The organism is Mesorhizobium sp. M1227 (assembly GCF_040318315.1).
Lineage (GTDB): Bacteria > Pseudomonadota > Alphaproteobacteria > Rhizobiales > Rhizobiaceae > Mesorhizobium.
Map to the genome: position 1 here is coordinate 110,009 of NZ_JAMYLZ010000009.1, position 18,598 is coordinate 128,606.

Genomic DNA, 18,598 nt, shown 5'->3' on the forward strand with positions numbered 1-18,598 from the left:
TGGAGGCACTCTCGACGGATTTCATGAAATGAGCCAGACACCGGATCAGACACGTCCAAAGCCCCGCGCCGGCATCATGGACATCGAAGCCTATGTGCCCGGCAAGAGCGCGGCGCCTGAAGGTGTCGCCAAGGTCCATAAATTGTCGGCGAACGAGAACCCGCTCGGCCCTTCGCCAAAGGCGATAGAGGCCGCGCGCGCGGTCGCCGACAAGCTCGCGGTCTATCCCGACGGCAGCGCCAGGCGCCTGAGGGAAGCGATCGCCGAGGTGCACGGGCTCAACCCGGCGGACATCGTCTGCTCCAACGGCTCCGACGAGATTCTGGGCCTGCTGGCGCAGACTTACCTCGCGCCCGGCGACGAAGCCATCATCACCGAACACGGCTTCATGGTCTACAAGATCTACATACAGTCGGCCGGTGCCGTCCCGGTGACGGTCAAGGAGACCGATGAACGCGCCGATATCGATGCGATCCTCGCCGCGGTGACGCCGGCTACCCGGATCATCTTCCTTGCCAATCCAAACAATCCAACCGGCACCTACGTGCCGTTCCAGGAGGTGCGCCGCCTGCATGCCGGCCTGCCGCGAAACGTGCTTCTGGTGCTGGATGCAGCTTACGCCGAATATGTCCGGCGCAACGATTATGAAGCCGGCGTCGAGTTGGTGGCCAGCGCGGAAAACGTGGTCATGACCCGCACTTTCTCCAAATTGGGCCTGGGCGGGGCGCGGATCGGCTGGATGTATGCGCCAATGCACGTCATCGACGCGATCAACCGCGTGCGCGGGCCTTTCAACGTCAATGCAACGGCAATCGAGGCCGGCATCGCGGCGATCCACGACCGCGCCCATATCGAACGCAGCGTCGCGCACAACGAGACCTGGCTAGCCTGGCTGAGCGAGCAACTAAGCGGGCTCGGGCTGCGGGTGACACCGAGCGTCGGCAATTTCATCCTCATCCACTTTCCCGAGGACAAAAAGCATTCGGCGGCAGCCGCCGACGACTACCTCAGTGCGCGCGGCTACATATTGCGGCGCGTTTCCGGCTACGGTTTTCCGAACGCGCTGCGCATGAGCATCGGCACCGAAGAGGCCAATCGCGGCGTTGTCGCAGCACTCGCGACATTCCTGAAAAGCTAGAACACCATGACCTCACCGATGTTCGAAAAGATCGCGCTGGTCGGCATCGGCCTGATCGGCTCGTCGCTGGCCCGCGTCATCCGCCGCGAGGGGCTCGCCGGCCAAATCGCGATTTCGACGCGCAGCGAAGCGACGCTGGCACGGGCGAGCCAACTCGGCCTTGGCGACACCTATACGACGGATGCGAAAGAGGCGGTTCGCGATGCTGATCTGGTTATCGTTTCGGTGCCGGTCGGCTCTTCAGGCACGGTCGCCGCGGAGATCGCGCCGGCGCTGAAGAAGGGCGCCATCCTCACCGATGTCGGCTCGACCAAGGCATCGGTGATCGCGCAGATGCAGCCGCAGGTGCCTGATGGCGTGCACTTCATCCCCGGCCATCCTTTGGCCGGCACCGAAAAATCGGGACCGGACGCCGGTTTTGCCGAACTGTTCGAGAACCGCTGGTGCATTTTCACGCCTCTGCCCGGTACCGATCCCGCAGCACTGGAAAAGCTCTCGGAATTCTGGCGCCGCTGCGGCTCCAACATCGACACGATGGACCCGCAGCATCACGACATGACGCTGGCCATCGTTTCGCACCTGCCGCATATCATCGCTTACAACATCGTCGGTACCGCCGACGATCTGGAGTCGGTGACCAAGTCCGAGGTCATCAAATACTCGGCTTCCGGCTTTCGCGACTTCACCCGTCTCGCGGCGTCCGACCCGACCATGTGGCGCGACGTCTGCCTGCACAACAAGGAGGCCATTCTCGAAATGCTGGCGCGGTTTTCCGAGGATCTGTCCTCGCTGCAGCGGGCGATCCGCTGGGGCGACGGCGAAAAACTGTTCGACCTGTTCACCCGCACCCGCGCCGTCCGCCGCTCGATCATCGAGGCCGGCCAGGATATCGACGTACCGGATTTCGGCCGCCAGGCAGTCGAACACCCGCCGAAGGGATAAGCCGCGGCAGGCCGATCGCAGGCCAGCCTGGCTTAGAGCGGTTCATCGTTTCACAGAAACGCCGAACGGCTCTATCTCTTTGTTTTGCGCAATTCCGGACGGAAAACCGTTTCACACTTTTGCTGGAATTACTCTAGTCGAGCGGCTTGATCTTGCCGAGCGGGATGAAGCCGAGCGAGGCCTTGCCCCTGACGATCTTCAGCGGCATTGACGGCTGGTTGCCGAGCAGCGCCAGTCCGGCAAAGCCGGTCTGGATCTCTTTCTTCTGCTCGGGGATGGCGGTGGCGAGGATTGCCGCCACGGCCTTTGGATCATTGAGCCTGATTGTCAGGTCGGCATTTATGAGACCGTCGTCATCGACCGACAGCGGTCCGGAAACGGTGATGCGCGCAGTTCCGGACGACAGATCGAGCTCGTGGATTTCGGCCGCCTGGCCGCGCAGGCTCGTCGGATTTGCCTTGATCAGTGTCAGGCCGTTCTTCAGCGTCACGTCGCCGCTGCCGTCGAGCGGCGGCAAGACGCGCCCGCCGATGGCCGCCGCGTCGATTTCAAGATCGGTGAAATTGCCGGCATAGTCGATGTCCGGGCCGTTTGGGCGCAATTGTCCGGTGGCGGTTCCGGCGCTGAACAGCGAGACGGGATCGGTGTCGTCTGCCGGATCGGTCTGGCCGGACAGGCCTTCTGCCTGCAGTGAGAGGCGCCTCGGCAGCGGCCAGGACAGCTTCATGTCGGCCCGCAGATCATCCCAGTCGATCCAGAGCGGGGTCATGCCGGGAACAGAGGTCCTGAGCGGCCCCCTGAGCTCGGCGGCAGGCGACAGAAGCCGGGTGATCTGCGTGGCGGCGTTGATCTTGCCTGTCGATGCCGCGACGTTGCGGCTGTCGTCCTCGTAAGCCAGGCTGTCGCAGGAAACGGTGAAGCTGAAGGGATAGCCGCTGACCGCGAGATTGGCGCAGTCGGCCTTGATGCCTTTGTCGTCGAGATCGGCGACCGCCTTTTTGGTGGCGCTCTCGACCAGGTCCGCCAGGTAGAACCAGCCGGCGCTGTAGATGCCGAACAGCACGAGGATGAAAGCGGCAAGCCACAACAGGCGGCGACGTTGGCTGGGCGGCGGGCGCTCGTCACTTGACGTCATGCTGCGGCTTTCGTTAACGCGGGGTGGCACGGGCGGGCTGTCGCTTGCGGCACCAACAGGTAGACGGACTGAAACACCACCGGTGAGGTGGTCGTCACAATCAGGCTTGGCGATATGGGCGATTTTTGGGTTTTTGGCTACGGCTCACTGATCTGGCGACCGGGATTCGCACATGTCGAGACGCGGCGCGCCCGCCTGCATGGCTACCGCCGTTCGCTCTGCGTCTATTCTTTCGTGCATCGCGGCACGCGCGAACGGCCGGGCCTGGTGCTCGGCCTCGACCGCGGAGGCTCCTGCATCGGGCTGGCGTTCCGGGTTCCAGGCGAGCTGCGCAACGAGGTCATTACCTATCTGCGCGAACGCGAGCTGGTCACCAACGTCTATCTCGAACGTGTGCTCAGCGTTCGCCTCGACAAGGGTGAAACGGATGGGGGCAAGACGGTCGACGCCGTCGCCTATGTCGTGGACCGCAGCCATGAGCAATATGCCGGTGCGCTCGACCCGGCCGAGGCGGCGGCCGTCGTTCGCGGCGCCGTCGGCCAATCGGGGAGGAATGAGGATTACGTGCTCAGCACGCTGGAGCACCTCGAAGCACTGGGTATAAGCGACCACTGGCTGGAAGAAGTGACAAGACGGGTCGCGACGTAGCTTCTTTTACCGTTGACGATGATGATTTCGGTGTCGTGATGCGGGCTACATCTCGAAAATCTGTTTGCCAAGATCGGCGCGATCCAGGCTGTTTGCCACGGCCAGCTTGAACTCGGTCAGCGGGTGGAGACCGCCGACAGGAACGTGGAAGCCGGGCTGGCCGAAGATGTCGATGATCTCGCGTAGCACAGGCCGGTCGGCTTCGACCGGCGGCGAAAAGAAATAGCGATAGATATTCGCCCTGATCTCGACGCCGCTCAGCAACACATCGAAATTGTGCAGTTCGAAGCGCTCGGCACTCATGCCGCCATTGATCACCATCTGCCCGCCGAGCGCCAGGGTGCGGATCAATTCGCCGCTGACAGGTCCGCCGACATTGTCGATAATCCCGTTCAATCCGGCGCCACCGGTGATATCCATCACGGCTTCCCGGATACTTGTCTTCAACTCCGAAAGGTCAAGAGTGGCGGCGGCGCCAAGCGTCTTCAGATCGAAGCTTTGGTGCGAGCGCCGCACAAGCGCGATGACGTTGATGCCGCGTCGTTGGGCGAACTGCATCACCATTGTCGAAATTGACGAATAGCCGGCCGTGACAGCCAGCCACTGGCCAGGCCGCACACGGGAATCCACCAGCAGATCCCACGCGGTAATGGGGTTCACCATCTGCCCGGCGCGTTCGACAGGATAGCCGGCAGGCAACGGGATCAGCCATTCGGCGGGAATGGCGGCGTACTCGGCCCAGCTGCCATAATAGCTGAACGCGACAAGCGTCCCCGGTTCCAACCGAACGTTCCCGCCAACGGCTTCGACGATGCCGGCGCCATGGTTTCCGGCGATCTGCCGGGGAAAATGCGGCTTCTTCGGTTCGGGATAGAGGTTCTGGATAAACAGGAAGTCGCCCGGATTGATCGAGGCCGAGACCATCCTGACCAGCACCTCGCCGTCGCTGATCCGTGGCAACGGCAGGTCATTCACATAGAGCACGTCGCGCGGCGAACCGATGGCGTCAAATACAATTGCTTTCATGCCGGTCTCCATAACAAACGATCCGAGGCAAACAGTCCGGGCTTGGCCAGACCGTGCCGAGATTTGCGTCGGCGCCGCGGAACCTATGGCCGGCCGGCAAAGGTCTGAATTGGCAGATTTGACAATCTATGTGCCAAACTTGCCAGATCGTTTCTTCAGAGGCTGCTGGTTTGGATGCCCGGGACCAGCGCCTTGGGGCCGGACACGGCGCGGCGGGTCGCGGCTTTGTGAAGCGCCGGCGGGCTGGAAAAGAGGCTATGCGTTTGACGTTGCCACGGTGCGACATAGGTTAGCTCGGTCGGCGGCTCCCACCCGCCCCAGCATGAATCACCATGGAGATCAGCCTTGCAGAAACGTCGTCTCGGTCGCACCGACCTATCCATCGCGCCATTGGTTCTGGGCGGCAATGTGTTCGGCTGGACCGCCGATGAGAAAACCTCGTTCGACCTGCTCGACCGCTTTGTCGACGCCGGTTTCAACGCCATCGACACGGCCGATTCCTATTCGCGCTGGATTGCCGGCCACCAAGGCGGCGAATCCGAAACCATCATCGGCAAATGGATGAAGAGCCGTGGTAACCGCGACAAGGTTGTCGTCATCACCAAGGTCGGTTCGGATATGGGACAGGGTAAGAGGGACCTGTCCGCCGCCTATATCGAACAGGCCATCGATGCTTCGCTGAAGAGGCTGCAGGTCGATAGCGTCGATCTCTATCTGTCGCACTGGCCCGACCCGGCGACCCCTTATGAGGAAACGCTCGGCGCTTACCAGAAACTGCTCGACAAGGGCAAAATCCGTTATACCGGCGCTTCCAACCTCGACGCCGCCCAGCTGCGGGCCGCACTTGACGTAGCAAGCCTGCGGGGCCTGCCGCGCTACGAGGTGCTGCAGCCGGAATACAACCTTTACGACCGCTCGTCCTTCGATGGTCCGCTGCGCGATCTGTGCGCGGCCGAGGACATCGGCGTCATCACCTATTTCAGCCTCGCCAAAGGGTTTCTGAGCGGCAAGTACCGGAGCGAAGCCGATCTCGGCAAAAGTCCGCGCGGCAGTGGTGTGAAAGGCTATCTCAACGCGCGCGGCATGCGCATTCTCTCAGCGCTCGATGCGGTGTCGGCCAGACATTCGGCCAGGCCGGCGGAAGTGGCGCTTGCCTGGGTCATGGCGCGGCCCGGCGTCACCGCCCCGATCGCCAGCGCGACGACGCTCGACCAGCTCGACAGCCTGGTGCGTGCCGCGTCGTTGCAGCTCGGCCCGGACGATATCGCCGAGCTCGACAAGGCCAGCGCGTAGCCGCGCACGATCGTTCAAGACCGGCGCCGCTGCCTTGCCCTACCGTCCCTGCCTCGTCACAGGATGCAGGGACGTCGCATGGCCGGACAGGGTCTTATCGATCAGCAGCTATGGCAGCGATTGCTGGCGCTTGTGTTGGCGTCGGCCATCGTCATGGGCAGCCCGGGGCCGGCGACGATAAGCGTCACCGCGATCGGCGCCGCGTTCGGCCTGCGCGGTTCGCTGCGCTATGCCTCGGGAATCGTTGTCGGGACGGTTCTCGTGCTTTTGGTGGTGGCGACGGGCATCATGGCCGTTCTCACCGCGCTGCCGAAGCTCGCAGCGCTGTTGGCGGTCGCGTCAGCAGCCTACATCCTCTATCTGGCGTTCAAGATTGCGACGGCGCCGCCACTGGCGGCACGCATTGGTGGGGCGGCGCTTCCCACTTTCCTGGGCGGGTTCCTTCTGGCCGTTGCCAATCCGAAAGCCTATGTGGCGATTGCCGCCGTGTTTGCCGGCGCGTCTTCCGGCGCCGGCGGTCTTGCTATTTCAGCCAAGCTGGCGGTCCTCGCCTTGATGATTGCTGCCATTCATCTCTTGTGGCTTCTCGCCGGCGCGGCTTTTGCACATTTGCTGCGCAAACCGCTGGCGTCGCGGATCATCAATCTGGTGTTTGCCTTGACGCTGGTTGCAACAGCCGCCCTGGCTGCCTTGCCGTGAGCCTTTCCGGCATGCGCGGCGGGTGTCTCAGCCTTTCAATTCAGGTTTCGCATCGAGCTCACCAAGCCGTTTCATTGCCGTCGGCGGCATCGGCGGCGGGTTCGGCGTCTGTGCCGCCTCGACGAGAAGCTGGTCGCAGGCGGCTTCCGTCTCGCCGATCAGCCGTTGCATGAATTCGTCCTTGCCGAGGCCGGGCGGGATCGGCGGCAGGAAGCGCGCCTTGATCGTGCCGGGATAGCGCAGGAATTTGCGGCGCGGCCAATAGAGGCCGGCGACGTGGGCGACCGGCACCACCGGAATGCCAAGCTGGGCATAAAGTTCGACGATGCCGTATTTGTAGACCGGTTCGTCGCCCGGCGCCCGGCGGGTGCCCTCGGGGTAGATGATCAGCTGGCGCGGATTGCGCGCCAATTCCTGTTTGGTCGCGGCGATCACCATTTTCAATGCCTTCGAGCGGCTGCCGCGGTCGACAGGAATCATCCGCATCTTCAAAATGTACCAGCCGAAGAACGGGATCCACGTCAGCTCCCGTTTCAATATGTAAACGGGATCGTCGAGATAAGGCAGGAAAGCGATCGTGTCCCAGAAGGACTGGTGCTTCGGCGCCAGGATGAAGGAGCCGTCAGGCAGGTTTTCCTGGCCGGTGATCTCACTTCTGGTGCCGGCGATCTTGTCGTAGAGCCACATGCTGGTGCGCGACCAGAATTTCGGCACGAACCAGGCGCGATGGCGCGGCGACAGGAAATAATACGGGGTCCAGAGGATCATCTGGACGATCAGATTGAGGTAAAAGGCGAGATTGAACGCCAGCGAGCGGAAATACAGCATACAACAAGTGCCCGGTGAGGAGGTGTGCGTTCGTTACACCAAGCGCCGGCAAAAAGGAAACGCTGCGAGGCGGGCGATCGGCCCGGCCTTGCGAGGGCCGTCTTCGTCACGTTTCCCACGCGGCCTGCAGCAGGCGCTGTCTCAGGCGCGGGGCGGCGAAGTCGAGGAATGCGCGCAGCTTCACCGGCAGTAGCCCCTGGCCGGCATGGACGAGGCTCACCGGCCATGGGTCTGGCTCAAACTCTTGCAGCACCGGGCGCAGCGTACCCGACCGGACTGCGGCGGCAATCTGATAGGAAAGCAGCCTCGTCACGCCGACGCCGGCAATCGCCGCATCGATTGCCGCCTCAGCGGTGTTGACCCGCAGCCGGGAGCGGATCGGCACGCTGAATTCGGTCTTGCCGGTGGCGAAGCTCCAGGCTGCGGCGGTGAGCCCTTCGAAGGTGATGGCACTGTGTGCTGCAAGCTCCTGCGGCGTTTTCGGTGTGCCGTGCTCGGCGAGATAGGCCGGGCTTGCGCAAACGACGCGGCGGATTGAACCCAGGCGGGTGGCGATCAGGCTCGAATCGGCAAGCTCACCGATGCGGATGGCGAGGTCGATGTGCTCTTCGACCAGCTGGGTTATCCGGTCGGCGAGTGTCAGCCGCACACCTACCTCAGGATAGACGGAGAGGAAGCCGGTGACGACCGGCAGCACATGCAGGCGGCCGAAGACGATCGGCGCAGTGACGATCAGTTCGCCGGTCGGGGCGCTGTATTCGCCGGCGGCTATTCGCTCGGCCTCGCCGACCTCATCGAGAATGCGACGACAGGCGGCGAGATAGGCGTGGCCTGCATCGGTCAGCGACAGCTGCCGCGCCGAGCGGTTCAACAGCCGTGTCTTCAGGTGCTTTTCCAGGTCCGAAACGTTGCGGCTGACCGTCGTCAGCGGAATGCCGAAGCGGCGCCCGGCAGCCGAGAGGCTGCCTGTCTCCGCCGCGGCAACGAAAAGCGACATGGACTGGAGGCGATCCATAGCTCTCCCGAAAATTTGCCCTCCCGAAAAACGGAAGGATAGATTGCAGATATGGCATCTGCATCTCGAAGATGGAAGGACCTATTTCCTTACTAGCAATGCAGCGCAGCTCGGCGCTTGAGGAGGCTTCCATGAACGCTCACACCAGCGATGTTGCTTTCACCCCGACGGTGAAGGCGATTCAGGCGCGCAAGGGCTCGCGCCAGGCCTATGCCCGTGTCGAGGAGCGTGGCGGCTGGCAGGCGGTAATCACGCCCGATCTCGCCGCCTTCATCGAGGCGCAGACCAGCGTCTTTCTGTCGACCGCCAATGCGGACGGGCAGCCTTACATCCAGCATCGCGGCGGGCCTGCCGGTTTCCTCAAGGTGCTCGACGAACGGACGATCGGCTTTGCCGATTTTTCCGGCAACAGGCAGTTCATCACCCAGGGCAACCTCAGCGACAACCCACAGGCTTTCCTATTCCTGATCGATTATGCGCACCGGCAGCGCATCAAGATCTGGGGCAGGGCGCGCGTCGTCGAGGGCGATGCCGAGCTGACGGCAAAGCTGATGCCGCAAGACTATAAGGCGCGACCCGAGCAGGTTATCCTGTTTACGGTTTCGGCTTGGGATTCAAATTGCTCGCAGCACATCCCGCAGCGTTTCGAAGCTGCCGGCGTGGCGGCGGCGCTGGGCGAACGCGACAAGCGCATCGAACGGCTCGAACAGGAGATCGCACGCTTGCGATCGGATGCAGCAGCCAGGGAATAAGAGAGCTAGGGAATAAAAGTGCCGGTGCCGTTCAGTTTCCGCCCGCGGCGTCGGCCAGCGTGACGCCGTTGGGCGATTGCTTCACCGGCATGATGCCGCGCGCCAGCGCCAGCAGGTATTTGTTGTATTCGGTGAACAGCACGCGCAGCGCTTCCGGCTTGGTCAGCCAGCCGCCATTCTCGAGGTTGGTGTTGACCACCGGATAGGGCTCGAGCCTGGCGCCGTGCAGCAGCCGGCCCATTTCCAGCAAGCTACGCGGCATATGATAATTATTGGTGACGAGAATGACCGTGCCGTAGGCATGGTCCTCGACCCATTTGGCACTTTCCTCGGCATTGCCGATCGTGTCGAGCGCGGCGCGGTCGATGTCGACGCAGCAGGAAAACAGCCTCTTGTCGCCGCCGGTCGCGGCCTGAAGCTGGCGGCGGCTGGCGGAGGGATGGACGCCGCTGATCAGCAGCCGCTCGCCCTTGCCTAACGCAAGCAGGCCCATCGCAGCGTCGAGGCGCGACTGGCCGCCGGTCAGCACGATGATAGCGTCGGCCCTTGCCGGATTGGCGGGCGTAGTCAGGCGGCTGACGGTATTGGCGAACCAGCCGAAGCCGGCGACAAACAGCGCCATAAAGGCGAGCAGAAGGAGAGCCGAGATGCGCAAGGAGCGGGCTGCCAGCAGCCGCCCATGTTTGGCAAACTGATCCGGCTTGGCAAATTCATCAGGCTCGGCGAATACAGGCGGGCGCGCAACCAGCACTGGCATGCATCCAGCGGTATCGGTCGAGTCCCGAACGTCCATCATGAAATGGTTAATCCCGAAATACGGCCTTTGGTAGGAAAAAAATGCAATTTTCGTGACGATGCGTTTTCATCCGTGATCGATCTTTCCTTTAGCCGGCGTCCGGCTGGCGAATGTCGATGTCGCTGAGATAAGCAACCACGGTGAAATGGGAGGTTGCCGCCGTCAGCGCGCCGATCACCAGCACCATGACAGCGACCCCGAGATAACCCGCCGAGCCGATGGCGAAATTGCCGAACAGGGCGGTCGCCTGGTCGGCCTGCGGCGTTGCCATGTTGTGTGACGACCACCAGGAGAAGACGATGAAGACCAGGATCGCCGCGGCGCCGCCTGCCGCGGCGCCCTTCATGCCGGTGACCAGAAAATGCCGGCGGAATTCGCGCGCGATGAAGCGCGCCTCGGCGCCGACGAAATGCAGCACCTCGATGATGTGGCCATTGCCGGCCATGGCGCCGCGCGTCGCGAATACAACGGTCAGCACCGTCGCAGACAGCATCAGCGCCAACACTGCGATACCGATCGTTACCGTGGTGCGGGCCATGGCAACCAGCCGGTCGACCCAGGTGCGATGATCGTCGAGCGAGGCGCTCGGCAGCTTCGGCGTGATTGCCGCGCGCAGTGCGGCGAAATCGGGCGGACTATTCTCGTCGATGGTGATGATGATCAAGCGCGGCACCGGCAGCTCATCGATGTTCAGGCCCGAGCCTAGCCAAGGCTCGAGCAGTCGGGCCGTTGCTTCGCGATCGATGATCCTGGCGCTTTTCACGCCAGGGAATTTGCCGGCGATCTGCGAGGCCAGCGCAAGTGCGGCCTCCATGTCGAGGCCGTCGACCGGCTTGATCTGGATGGTCGCTTCGCGCGAGATCTGGTTCTCCCAGACGGAGGCGGTGTCACGCACCAGCGTGACTGCGCCAAACGTCAGACAGGACAGAAACGTCATGATGGCGATGACCAGCATCAGCGCCCGGCCGGCGATGTTCTGCGCCGGCACGATCGGCGCCATTTTGCGCTGGACGCGGGGCTTTGCCGCCGCGGCGTCCTGACCCTCGAAATGTTCGACGGAGAGCTCAGTCATAGATGTCCAGCCTTCCGCCGGCCAGGATCATTCGCCGTGCGTCCACCTGTTCCATCAGGCCGAGGTCGTGTGTGGCGATCACCACGGCGGTGCCCAGCCGGTTGAGCTCGATGAACAACCGCAGCAAGCGTCGCGCCAGCGGCGGGTCGACATTGCCGGTCGGCTCGTCGGCGAGCAGGATCTCGGGCTGCTCGATCAACGCCCGGGCAATGGCGGCGCGCTGCTTCTCGCCGCCAGACAGCACCGGTGGCAGCACATGCATGCGCTCGCCGAGGCCGACCCATTTCAGCAGCTCGGTGACGTCAGTGCGATAGGTCGCCTCCTCGCGGCCGCGCACGCGCAGCGGCAATGCCACGTTCTCGTAGGTGGTCATATGGTCGAGCAGGCGAAAATCCTGGAACACCACGCCGATGCGACGTCTCAGATGCGGCAATTCGGTGCGCGAGATGCGCGAGCGGTCCTTGCCGAAAATGGTGATCAGGCCGCGCGTCGGCTTCAGCGACATGAACAAAAGCCGCAGCAACGTCGTCTTGCCGGCGCCTGAAGGTCCGCTCAGGAACTGAAAGGAGCGCTCCGGAATGTGCAAGGAGATGTCGCGGAGAATCTCCGGACCCATGCCATAGCGGAGGCCGACATTTTCGAAGCGGATCACTTTCGACGACCTGAAATTCTCGGCGGCAAGATGCCAGCCCTTTCTGTGGAAAGACCATCGGCCGGCATGGTTAACCGACGGTTAATTTGGGGGCTTTTCGAGCGAGTCACAGGGGTTCCGGTGGGGAAGCGTTAACCATTTCCGTTTACCCGAAAGAAACGAACAGCGAACAGGTGCGGTAGTATTGGGCCATGATGGCTGAGGATCGAACCGCGCGCCCGGTTTCCGGCGAAATCATGACCGATCCGGCCGCCGAGCCGGAACGCATCATGCGCGACGTGACCGCCGAGGTCATCGATGCCGACTATGAGGTGCTGCCCCGCCATTTTGCACGTCAAGACTTTGCGCCGCCGCCCGCGCGCATGATTTCCATGCCTTCGATCGAAGGCATGGACATGTTGCGCAAGCCCGAGACCGCCGTCGAACAGCCGTTGTGGGTGCATGGTGGGCCGATCTTCTGGATTGTCGGCGTCGGTGCCGCCTTTGCCGCCTTCTGGATTTCGGGCGGCCATGCGCTGGTTCGTTAGAACGGCGCCAGAAAATCAACAGGTCACTGGTAAACGCGGGCACCCTGAGAAAGATTTGGCCTTGCCAGACGGCACGACATGCCTAGAAACGGGTTGAAGACCGTTTCGGTCGGCTTCGCCTACAAAGGCGATCATTTCTGGAAGGGCAGCCAATGCCAGTTGTGCGCGGCAAGGACATCGAAGTCCTGTTTTCGGCGTCCGCCATCGCGCGGCGGAACCTGGAACTTGCCAAGGAGATCGCCGGGCACGACTACCACGACCTTCTGGTAATCTCGGTGCTGAAGGGATCGTTCATCTTCGCCGCCGATCTTATCCGTGCCATGCACGATGTCGGCCTGTCGCCGGAGGTCGAGTTCATCTTCATCTCCAGCTATGGCGCCGGCACGACCAGCGGTGAGGTGAGGGTGCTGCGCGACATCGACAACGAGGTCGCCGGCCGCGATGTGCTTTTGATCGACGACATTCTGGAATCCGGCAAGACGCTGAGTTTCACCCGCGACCTCATGCTGTCGCGCGGCGCGAGGAGCTGTGCCATCGCCGTGCTGCTCGACAAGCGCATGCGCCGCCAGACCACGCTCAACGCCGATTATGTCGGCTTCGACTGCCCCGATTATTTCGTCGTCGGTTATGGCATGGACGTCGCCCACGCGTTTCGCGAATTGCCGTTCGTCGGCATCGTCAAGGGCGACGCCTGAGGCCTTTTGAAAATTCTACTCCGGCGGTCATCTGACGCGGTTTTCTGCGCTTCCGGTGCTCACGGACTCGAACGTCCGCTCCGGGTCTCGAAAACCACGTCATATGACTCGGCGGAGCGAATTTTGAAAAGGCCTCATGGCCTTCCTGGCTTTCAGGAAACATCAACTTTTCCTCGCCAAATATCCTGCCCATGGCAAATCTCCTGATCGTCGAGGACGATGAATCCGTCCGCACTCTCGCCGCTCGCGCGCTCGAGCGCGCCGGGCATAATGTCACTGTCGCCGCGGACGGCGCACACGGCCTTTCTCTGATCCGGGCGGCGCAAGGGAGCTATGACCTTGTGCTGTCCGACATCCGCATGCCGGAGATGGACGGCATCGAGATGGCCAAGGCGGCAGCGGCGCTGTTCCCGGCGATGAAGATCATGCTGATGACCGGCTATGCCGACCAGCGCGAGCGCGCCGACGAATTGGACGGCATTATTCTCGACGTCGTGCAAAAGCCGTTCACGCTGGCTGAAATCCGCGCCCGCGTCGAACAGGCGCTCGCCTGCTTCGCCTAAGTCCAAGGCCGACCGCCTTCAGGCAGGGTCGCAGGTCGCCGTATTGGCTGGCACGCCGCTCCGGTGCCGGCCGGCATTGAGCGCAAAAAGCCCGGCGCCGATGATGAGGGCTGCGCCGGCCGCCGTCGCTGGTCGCGGCACCTCGGCAAAGAACAGAAAACCCCATAGCGGCGACCAGATGATACCGGTGTATTCGAAGGTGGCGACGCTGTTGGCGGGCGCCAGCCGGTAGGCCTGCGACAACAGGATCATGCCGGCCGAGGCAACGAAGCCGCATGCCCCCATCTTGAGGAGGTCCGGCGTCGCCGGCCAGACCCATGGCCGGACGAGGAATTCGAGGCTCGGATGCACGGCGTGGTCAATGCCTGCCAGCCAAAACAATGCCGCCACCAAGGCGGCGCCGACCAGATAGGCGCCGTTCTGATAGAACGCCATGACAGTCGAGGATTCGGTGTCGCCGATCTTGCGTGCCATCAGCTGCGAGAAACCGTAGAGCAGAGCCGAACCTAGCGACAGCAGCGCTGCCCAGTCGAACAAGCCGGCGCCCGGGCGCACCATGACCAGCACGCCGAGCATGCCGACCAGGACGGTGGCGAGCGCCTGCCAGGACACGCGTTCGCCGAGATAGGGGCCGGCCAGCGCCATGATGAACAGCGGCGCCATGAAATAGAGCGCCACCGCGTCAGCCAGCGGCAGGGCGGCGATTGCCAGATAGTAGGCCGTGTAGGAGGTGAACTGGATGAAGGCGCGCATCGTCAGCATGCCGAACCGCTTCGACAGGATCGCCTGCAATCCGACATCGGCGTGGACGAGGAAAACCAGGATCGGCAGGGCGACGATCGAGCGGATCGCCATCACCTCGGTGACCGGATAGTGGCTCGACACCGCCTTGACCAGCGGGTCCTGCAGCGAAAAGACCAGCACGCCGAGACAGAGGCTGAGGATGCCGAGCACAAGCCGATTCTGCATAGGCGCTCCTGTCTCCCGCGTGCGTGGCCGAAGGCAGGCCTGCATCCGGGTAAAAAGAACCCGCCACCGTTTCGGGCAGCGGGTACGAGTGAGGACTTTTGATTGGTCCGCAGCCGATTTCGCGGCCGCATATCCAATGGGTAAGGCGACTATCGTCCCCCGTTTGACATGTTGCAAACGAATTGGAATGATGCCAGCAATCAGATTTTCTTATGGTGGGCACATGCGACCCAATCTCGACAGCGACCTGTTGCGCATCTTCGTGGCGGTCGCCGACACCGGCAATTTCACCAAAGCGGCGGAGCGGGCCGGCCGCACCCAGTCGGCAGTCTCGATGCAGATGAAGAGGCTCGAAGGCATGATCGGCGACAGCCTGTTCGAGCGCGGGTCGCGCGGTGTAGCGTTGACGCAGCGCGGCGGCGAACTCATCGCCAACGCCAGGCGTATCGTTTCACTGCTCGACGAGACGGCGGCATCGATGGTCGCGGCGCCGCTTGGCGGGCCGGTGCGCATCGGTATCCCGGAGGAATATGGCCACGCGATCCTGTCGCGGGCACTCGGCGTCTTTGCCAAGCGCCATCCTCAGGTCGACATCACCGTCCGCTACGCGCATTCCGGTGCGCAGATCGCGGCGCTCGCCGCCGGCGAGCTCGATCTGGCGGTGGTGTTCGAATGGCAGGATCTGTCAGGCGGTGAGGTGCTGATGCATGACCCAACCGTATGGGTGACGTCGGAGCTGCATCACATGCATGAGGAGCGGCCGGTGCCGATCGCGCTCTACAACCGTGCCGGTTGGTGCAAGGATTTCGCGATAAAGTCGCTGGAACAGCGCGGTCTCGCTTATCGTGTCGCCTACACCAGCGATACCAATGGCGGCCTGCGGCTCGCCGTCACCTCCGGATTGGCGATTGCGCCGATCTCGCGCAGCAACATCCCGGCCGGCTGCCGCGAGCTTACGGCCGCCGACGGGTTCGGCGACATCGATTCCTCGAACGTGGTGCTGCGGCGCAATGCGAACGCTTCCGGCGAGGCAATCGACGGCATGGAAGAGGCGATCCGCGAGGCTTTCACCAACCGTTAAAGCATGCCACTCAGCTCGGCGCTGGCGGCCACCACGGACTGCGCGCGGCGATCTTCCGAATACAGGCAGCCTTACTTCAGCTCCAGCAACCGCTCCAGATAGCTGCGCTCGATATCGGGGCTGAGTGCGTTGCCGAGCCGCTTGCGGATCGCTTCGAGGATCTGGCGGGCACGCTGCACGTCGATCTCGTCGGGCACTCTCACCGAACTTCCGTCGTCGGGACCCTCGCTGGTGCGAGGCCGCCCGAGCGGGTCACGGTCGGCATTCTGCTGGCGTCCGCCCTGGCCGTTGCCGCCCTGGTCGCCTTGCATCGCCTGCAGTTGCTTCATCATGTCCTTGGCGCCCCTGCGCAAGGCTTCCAATGCGCGGCCCTGGTGACCGACGGCCTGGTCGCCTTCGCCCTCGCCGAGCGCCTGTTCGGCATTGCCCATGGATTTGCCGGCCTCGCCAAACCCCTCATTGGGGTCGAGGCCCATGCCTTCGAGGCTCTTCCTCAATTGATCGAGCTCGCTCTGCAGCTTGCCCTGGCCTTCCTGCAATTGCTTCAGCGCGTCAGCAAATTCCTGCGGCGTCATCGGGTTCGGCCGGCCGAGCGGATCGCGGTCGTCACCTGGGCCGGGCTTGCCCTCTTCGCCCATCGGGCCTGGCTCACTGTTCTCGCCGAGCTGCTCGTCGCGGTTCTGCCCGCGCTGTTGCTGGCCGCGCTGCATCTGGTCCATGCGGAAAGTGTCGTTCATCATCTCCTGCTGGCGCCGCATGATTTCGCCCAGCTTGTCCATCTGCTGGCGCATCTCGCTGTCCTGCTGGCCGCCTTGCTGCTGGCGGCCTGCCTGCAGATTGTTCATCATATCCTGCAGCTCCGACAGCAATTGCTGCGCCTGGTCGCGATTGCCGGATTTCGCCAGGTTCTCGATCTGGTCCATCATGCGGTCGATGTCGCTCTGGCGCAGTTCCTGGCCGTTCTGCTGCATCTGTGGCGCATTCGGATTCTGCTGCGCCCGCGCCGCGAATTCCTGCAGGAACTGGTTCATCGCCTCGCGCAGTTCCTTCATCGCCTTCTCGATCTCTTGGTCGCTGGCGCCGTTCTTGATCGCGTCCTGCAGCGCCTGCTGCGCCTGGCGCAGCCGCTTCTCGGCCGCCGACAGATTGCCTTCCTCGATGCCGAGCGCGATCTCCCAGAGGTAAGCGACCTCGTCGCGCAACTGGTCGTCGCTGTCGGCCATCTTCAGCCGGGTGCGGGCGCTCATGATGGCGAGATAGTGCGTCATGTTGTCGAACGTGTCTTCGGGCCTGAGCGTGATCGCATCCATCAGGTCGAGCACGCGGTCCTTGGCATAGGCGTCGAGCGCCAGCATGCGGCGCTGCTCGACCACAGCCCGCGCCAACGGGTTGGAGAATGGCCGCTCCGGCATCACCAGCGTCTTGGTTTCGCTGGTCGCCGTGTGTCCGGCACCGTCGGTGACGACAAGCGACAGCTTGACGTTGCCACCGGCCCAGACATGGTCGGTCAGATCCTTCGTCGTCTTAGCAGCATTGGCCTTGCCGCCGCGGCGCGGCAACGTCAGCGGCATTTCCGGCGGGCCATAGAGCGGATGCGCGTTGGGCACTTGCGGATCGGCCAATGCGAAAACCGCCTTGGCGGAGGCCGCGCCATAGTCGTCGTCGATCTGGTAGTTGAGTTCGAAGGCGCCGTTGACGGCGCGCTTCGGCTCGCCGACAAAGCGGATCTGCGGCGGCTTGTCGGGAATTATGGCGAAGGCCCAGCGGCCGAGCTCGCCGTCGCTGGACTGCAGCGTCAGCGTGCCGTCGGCCGTTAACTTGCCGCTGAACTGGCGCACGGTGGAAGGCGGTGCCGGACTTGCCTCAGTCTTGGCGGCTTGCGGCCCGGTCGGATCGATGGCGCGGGTGTTGCCGCCGGTGTCGGCGTAGCTCAGCGTTTCCTCGCCCGAACCGCCGGTGACGCGCAGCGACACATCGCTGCCCTCCGGAACCGCGAAGGTCGGCGGCGCTTGAGTGGCGTTGTTGGCCAGGACCGGGGCGTTCAGGAATACCGGCGGCCTGCCGGTATAGGCCGGCGGCGTCACCCAGGCATCAATGCGCGGCGGCACGACGTCGCGGGCGGCACGGGCAACAAAACCGTCGCTCAGCCTGCCGCCCGATGGCCCGAAGGAGAAGGCAAAGGCAGTGACCAACAAAAGCGCGGCAACGGCGCGCAGCGCCCACGGGTCGCATTCCGGCACGCGTGTGCGCGGCACGTCGCCGCCAAGCTCGCCCAGCCGGTCCGCCATGCGCCGCTGATGCTCGCGCCACAGGGCTTGCGAAAAAATGCTTTCCTTGCCGCTCGGGCGATCGGTCTGGACCTGCACCGGGCTGTGCAGCAATCGGTTGGCCGCCTCGATGCGGCGGTCGACCTCGGCACTGGATGGCGTGCGGAAGAAACGCAGTGGATAGAGTGCGGCAAGCGCTGCGACGCCGAATGCCGTGATAAGACCGATCCGCGCCAGATCGGGCAAAAATGGGAACAGGCCGAGCCACGAAATGCTGAGGAACAGGCTGGCGACGATGATCAGTGGCAGCAGCAATGGCCAGCCGCGTTCGACGATTATCGAGACCTGCGTCCCCAGCCGGCTCAAGGCAAGGCGCCTGGCCAGACTGCGATCGCTGGTGAAAATGGGTCGTTGTGTCATCGGCCCTTCCTGGCCGGGCGGGATAGCCCAGGCCTCACGAATCTATCGCATGGGCCCGAAAAGTCGATTTTCGGGAAGCA

The 18,598-nt window shown here is 63.3% G+C and carries 19 protein-coding genes; 10 read left to right on the plus strand and 9 right to left on the minus strand.

Features of this window, described 5'->3' with window-relative positions:
- Window positions 1–28 precede the first annotated feature (28 nt).
- Window positions 29–1,138 (plus strand): histidinol-phosphate transaminase, encoded by a 1,110-nt coding sequence (hisC, locus tag NKH28_RS14415; protein WP_352979282.1) that lies wholly within the window; start codon window positions 29–31, stop codon window positions 1,136–1,138.
- Between the two features lie 6 nt (window positions 1,139–1,144).
- Entirely contained in the window at window positions 1,145–2,080 is a 936-nt protein-coding gene (locus NKH28_RS14420) for a prephenate/arogenate dehydrogenase family protein (RefSeq protein ID WP_352979284.1), read from the plus strand.
- A gap of 133 nt (window positions 2,081–2,213) precedes the next feature.
- Here NKH28_RS14420 and NKH28_RS14425 read toward each other — a convergent pair whose 3' ends face one another.
- Entirely contained in the window at window positions 2,214–3,215 is a 1,002-nt protein-coding gene (locus NKH28_RS14425; RefSeq protein WP_352502688.1) for a DUF2125 domain-containing protein, read from the minus strand.
- Window positions 3,216–3,329: 114 nt separating this feature from the next.
- Here NKH28_RS14425 and NKH28_RS14430 point away from each other — a divergent pair, with 114 nt between their 5' ends.
- The gene (locus NKH28_RS14430) at window positions 3,330–3,863 is read left to right on the plus strand and encodes a gamma-glutamylcyclotransferase (RefSeq protein ID WP_352979344.1); all 534 of its coding nucleotides are present in this window, start codon (window positions 3,330–3,332) and stop codon (window positions 3,861–3,863) included.
- Window positions 3,864–3,908: 45 nt separating this feature from the next.
- Here the strand turns inward: NKH28_RS14430 and NKH28_RS14435 are convergent, their stop codons facing one another.
- A complete protein-coding gene (locus NKH28_RS14435; protein WP_352979286.1) occupies window positions 3,909–4,889 on the minus strand; it encodes a quinone oxidoreductase family protein in 981 nt (326 codons plus the stop codon).
- Window positions 4,890–5,234: 345 nt separating this feature from the next.
- Here NKH28_RS14435 and NKH28_RS14440 point away from each other — a divergent pair, with 345 nt between their 5' ends.
- Together NKH28_RS14440 and NKH28_RS14445 are read left to right on the plus strand one after the other, a co-directional pair.
- The gene (locus tag NKH28_RS14440) at window positions 5,235–6,182 is read left to right on the plus strand and encodes an aldo/keto reductase (protein WP_352979288.1); all 948 of its coding nucleotides are present in this window, start codon (window positions 5,235–5,237) and stop codon (window positions 6,180–6,182) included.
- A gap of 78 nt (window positions 6,183–6,260) precedes the next feature.
- Window positions 6,261–6,881 (plus strand): LysE family translocator, encoded by a 621-nt coding sequence (locus NKH28_RS14445; protein WP_352687394.1) that lies wholly within the window; start codon window positions 6,261–6,263, stop codon window positions 6,879–6,881.
- Between the two features lie 27 nt (window positions 6,882–6,908).
- On the opposite strand, the gene NKH28_RS14450 is transcribed toward NKH28_RS14445, so the two are convergent.
- On the minus strand, window positions 6,909–7,709 hold the full coding sequence (locus NKH28_RS14450; protein ID WP_352616036.1) for a lysophospholipid acyltransferase family protein: 801 nt from the start codon (window positions 7,707–7,709) through the stop codon (window positions 6,909–6,911).
- A 106-nt stretch (window positions 7,710–7,815) separates the two neighbouring features.
- A complete protein-coding gene (locus tag NKH28_RS14455; protein WP_352979290.1) occupies window positions 7,816–8,724 on the minus strand; it encodes a LysR family transcriptional regulator in 909 nt (302 codons plus the stop codon).
- Window positions 8,725–8,855: 131 nt separating this feature from the next.
- Between NKH28_RS14455 and NKH28_RS14460 the strand changes: the two genes are divergently transcribed.
- Entirely contained in the window at window positions 8,856–9,476 is a 621-nt protein-coding gene (locus tag NKH28_RS14460) for a pyridoxamine 5'-phosphate oxidase family protein (protein ID WP_352743768.1), read from the plus strand.
- A gap of 31 nt (window positions 9,477–9,507) precedes the next feature.
- Here the strand turns inward: NKH28_RS14460 and NKH28_RS14465 are convergent, their stop codons facing one another.
- The 3 genes from NKH28_RS14465 to ftsE all read right to left on the minus strand — a co-directional run bounded on the left by NKH28_RS14465 (window position 9,508) and on the right by ftsE (window position 11,996).
- Complete coding sequence (locus NKH28_RS14465) at window positions 9,508–10,098, minus strand: YdcF family protein (protein WP_502898855.1); 591 nt, start codon at window positions 10,096–10,098, stop codon at window positions 9,508–9,510.
- A 262-nt stretch (window positions 10,099–10,360) separates the two neighbouring features.
- Window positions 10,361–11,344: a cell division protein FtsX gene (locus NKH28_RS14470; protein ID WP_352979292.1), complete on the minus strand. Its 984-nt coding sequence runs from the start codon at window positions 11,342–11,344 to the stop codon at window positions 10,361–10,363.
- A complete protein-coding gene (ftsE, locus tag NKH28_RS14475) occupies window positions 11,337–11,996 on the minus strand; it encodes a cell division ATP-binding protein FtsE (RefSeq protein WP_023677923.1) in 660 nt (219 codons plus the stop codon). Before ftsE ends, NKH28_RS14470 begins: the two co-directional genes overlap by 8 nt.
- 194 nt (window positions 11,997–12,190) lie before the next feature.
- Between ftsE and NKH28_RS14480 the strand changes: the two genes are divergently transcribed.
- The 3 genes from NKH28_RS14480 (at window position 12,191) to NKH28_RS14490 (ending at window position 13,781) form a co-directional block, all read left to right on the plus strand.
- Window positions 12,191–12,523 (plus strand): hypothetical protein, encoded by a 333-nt coding sequence (locus tag NKH28_RS14480; protein WP_352979294.1) that lies wholly within the window; start codon window positions 12,191–12,193, stop codon window positions 12,521–12,523.
- A 152-nt stretch (window positions 12,524–12,675) separates the two neighbouring features.
- Window positions 12,676–13,218 carry a hypoxanthine phosphoribosyltransferase gene (gene hpt, locus NKH28_RS14485; RefSeq protein WP_254816654.1) on the plus strand — a complete coding sequence of 181 codons (543 nt, stop codon included), beginning with the start codon at window positions 12,676–12,678 and terminating at the stop codon, window positions 13,216–13,218.
- Window positions 13,219–13,409: 191 nt separating this feature from the next.
- The gene (locus tag NKH28_RS14490) at window positions 13,410–13,781 is read left to right on the plus strand and encodes a response regulator (RefSeq protein WP_352540192.1); all 372 of its coding nucleotides are present in this window, start codon (window positions 13,410–13,412) and stop codon (window positions 13,779–13,781) included.
- 18 nt (window positions 13,782–13,799) lie between these two features.
- Here NKH28_RS14490 and NKH28_RS14495 read toward each other — a convergent pair whose 3' ends face one another.
- Window positions 13,800–14,750, minus strand: a complete 951-nt coding sequence (locus NKH28_RS14495; protein ID WP_352471417.1) for a DMT family transporter — start codon at window positions 14,748–14,750, stop codon at window positions 13,800–13,802.
- Between the two features lie 223 nt (window positions 14,751–14,973).
- On the opposite strand from NKH28_RS14495, the gene NKH28_RS14500 reads away from it, so the two are divergent.
- A complete protein-coding gene (locus NKH28_RS14500) occupies window positions 14,974–15,831 on the plus strand; it encodes a LysR family transcriptional regulator (protein ID WP_352979296.1) in 858 nt (285 codons plus the stop codon).
- A gap of 71 nt (window positions 15,832–15,902) precedes the next feature.
- Here the strand turns inward: NKH28_RS14500 and NKH28_RS14505 are convergent, their stop codons facing one another.
- Window positions 15,903–18,518: a TIGR02302 family protein gene (locus NKH28_RS14505; RefSeq protein WP_352979298.1), complete on the minus strand. Its 2,616-nt coding sequence runs from the start codon at window positions 18,516–18,518 to the stop codon at window positions 15,903–15,905.
- Between the last annotated feature and the right edge of the window lie 80 nt (window positions 18,519–18,598).

Excerpts from the sequence above, each read along its gene's own strand:
- hisC (WP_352979282.1), top strand. The coding sequence starts at position 29 with ATGAGCCAGACACCGGATCAGACACGTCCAAAGCCCCGCGCCGGCATC.
- NKH28_RS14420 (WP_352979284.1), top strand. The coding sequence starts at position 1,145 with ATGACCTCACCGATGTTCGAAAAGATCGCGCTGGTCGGCATCGGCCTG.
- NKH28_RS14425 (WP_352502688.1), bottom strand. The coding sequence starts at position 3,215 with ATGACGTCAAGTGACGAGCGCCCGCCGCCCAGCCAACGTCGCCGCCTG.
- NKH28_RS14430 (WP_352979344.1), top strand. The coding sequence starts at position 3,330 with ATGGGCGATTTTTGGGTTTTTGGCTACGGCTCACTGATCTGGCGACCG.
- NKH28_RS14435 (WP_352979286.1), bottom strand. The coding sequence starts at position 4,889 with ATGAAAGCAATTGTATTTGACGCCATCGGTTCGCCGCGCGACGTGCTC.
- NKH28_RS14445 (WP_352687394.1), top strand. The coding sequence starts at position 6,261 with ATGGCCGGACAGGGTCTTATCGATCAGCAGCTATGGCAGCGATTGCTG.
- NKH28_RS14450 (WP_352616036.1), bottom strand. The coding sequence starts at position 7,709 with ATGCTGTATTTCCGCTCGCTGGCGTTCAATCTCGCCTTTTACCTCAAT.
- NKH28_RS14455 (WP_352979290.1), bottom strand. The coding sequence starts at position 8,724 with ATGGATCGCCTCCAGTCCATGTCGCTTTTCGTTGCCGCGGCGGAGACA.
- NKH28_RS14460 (WP_352743768.1), top strand. The coding sequence starts at position 8,856 with ATGAACGCTCACACCAGCGATGTTGCTTTCACCCCGACGGTGAAGGCG.
- NKH28_RS14465 (WP_502898855.1), bottom strand. The coding sequence starts at position 10,098 with ATGGCGCTGTTTGTCGCCGGCTTCGGCTGGTTCGCCAATACCGTCAGC.
- NKH28_RS14470 (WP_352979292.1), bottom strand. The coding sequence starts at position 11,344 with ATGACTGAGCTCTCCGTCGAACATTTCGAGGGTCAGGACGCCGCGGCG.
- NKH28_RS14480 (WP_352979294.1), top strand. The coding sequence starts at position 12,191 with ATGGCTGAGGATCGAACCGCGCGCCCGGTTTCCGGCGAAATCATGACC.
- hpt (WP_254816654.1), top strand. The coding sequence starts at position 12,676 with ATGCCAGTTGTGCGCGGCAAGGACATCGAAGTCCTGTTTTCGGCGTCC.
- NKH28_RS14490 (WP_352540192.1), top strand. The coding sequence starts at position 13,410 with ATGGCAAATCTCCTGATCGTCGAGGACGATGAATCCGTCCGCACTCTC.
- NKH28_RS14495 (WP_352471417.1), bottom strand. The coding sequence starts at position 14,750 with ATGCAGAATCGGCTTGTGCTCGGCATCCTCAGCCTCTGTCTCGGCGTG.
- NKH28_RS14500 (WP_352979296.1), top strand. The coding sequence starts at position 14,974 with ATGCGACCCAATCTCGACAGCGACCTGTTGCGCATCTTCGTGGCGGTC.
- NKH28_RS14505 (WP_352979298.1), bottom strand. The coding sequence starts at position 18,518 with ATGACACAACGACCCATTTTCACCAGCGATCGCAGTCTGGCCAGGCGC.